We start from the raw sequence: 1,246 nt of genomic DNA, 5'->3' as shown, positions 1-1,246 counted from the left end.
GTGTCGAGGGTGGGATCGGAGGTGAGGATCTGCCGATGGAGCTGCCGCAGCGCCGGTCCGGGATCGGTGCCCAGCTCCTCGGCCAGTCGGCGCCGGAGGCGATCGTAGTGGTCAAGCGCCCCGGCCTGCCGTCCGCACCGGTACAGCGCCAGCATCAGCTGCCCGGCCACCCGCTCGTCCAACGGAAGGGTCTCCGCCCGCGCGGCGCATTCGGCCACCACCCGAGTGTGCTGCCCCAGTGCCAGCCGCGTCTCGGCCAGGTCCAGCAGGGCGGCCAGCCGTTCGGCGTCGAGCAGGTCCCGCTGGGCGTTGAACCACGGGGTGTCCGCCCCGGTGAATGCCTCGCCCCGCCACAGTGCGAGTGCCTCCTCCCACAGCACCAGGGCACGCTCGCCGCCGTCCCCCGCGCGGGCCCGGCGCACCGTCTCACGGAACCGGAACACGTCCACCGCCTCCGGCGCCACCGCCAGCCGGTACCCGCCCTGCTCCCGTACCGGGCCCGCCCCGGTCCCGGCCAGCGCCTGCCGTAACCGGGACACATACCCGTACAACGTCTCCCGGCCACGCCGCGGCGCCCGCTCGCCCCAGACGCGGTCCGTCAGCACGTCCGCCGGCACCACCCGGCCGGCGTCCACGGCGAGGGCCGCCAGCACGAACCGCTGCCGTGCGTGCCCCACGTCGACCGGAGTCCCGTCCCACCACACCTGGATCGCGCCCAACGCCCCGAACACGACTTCCACGTGGCCCCCCAGAGTCCCCACACCGTCCATAGGGATGTTTCTGGTGCCGAGCTGCCGCTCCAAGCCCGATTCAAGACTTTCCGAAGGTTTCCCGACGACCGCGACGGCACGGTGGGACACACGACGGCCCGGACCACCGGGCTCCCTCCACGAAACGACAAAGGGGAACACACATGCGTGCACGTCTGTTGCTCACCGGCATAGCTCTCGGGGCCACCATGCTGGTGGGCGGCGCCGCCACGGCGCAGGCGGCCCCGGCGGCCTCCGCGGCCGACACGGCGTCGATCGCCCAGGCCGCCGCGGGCTGGGAGTACATCGGCACCTTCAAGAGGGCGGAGTGCATCTCGCTGAAGAATTCCTACGCGGGCGAGGCCAAGTGCGACGCGATCGGCAGCGGCTGGTACGAGCTCTGGGTGAAGACCGGCTGATCCACTCCGCAAACCCCGCGTGAGCTCTTCGGCACCTCGGCACGAGCGGGCCCGGCCCACCGATCCGTCGGACGGGCC

The 1,246-nt window shown here is 72.6% G+C and carries 2 protein-coding genes; one reads left to right on the top strand and one right to left on the bottom strand.

Going from position 1 to position 1,246, the window contains the following annotated elements; all coding sequences use genetic code 11:
* A partial coding sequence (locus FNH08_RS50250; protein ID WP_322726689.1) for an AfsR/SARP family transcriptional regulator occupies nt 1–740 on the bottom strand: 740 nt, incomplete at its 3' end.
* 173 nt (nt 741–913) lie between these two features.
* Here FNH08_RS50250 and FNH08_RS50245 point away from each other — a divergent pair.
* Nucleotides 914–1,168, top strand: a complete 255-nt coding sequence (locus tag FNH08_RS50245; RefSeq protein ID WP_152778706.1) for a hypothetical protein — start codon at nt 914–916, stop codon at nt 1,166–1,168.
* The last annotated feature ends 78 nt before the right edge of the window (nt 1,169–1,246 follow it).

The organism is Streptomyces spongiae (genome assembly GCF_009377185.1).
GTDB classification, from domain to species: domain Bacteria; phylum Actinomycetota; class Actinomycetes; order Streptomycetales; family Streptomycetaceae; genus Streptomyces; species Streptomyces spongiae.
The sequence above is the reverse complement of the archived record's forward strand: the minus strand, read 5'-3'. Positions and strand labels throughout refer to the sequence as shown.

Excerpts from the sequence above, each read along its gene's own strand:
- FNH08_RS50245 (WP_152778706.1), top strand. The coding sequence starts at position 914 with ATGCGTGCACGTCTGTTGCTCACCGGCATAGCTCTCGGGGCCACCATG.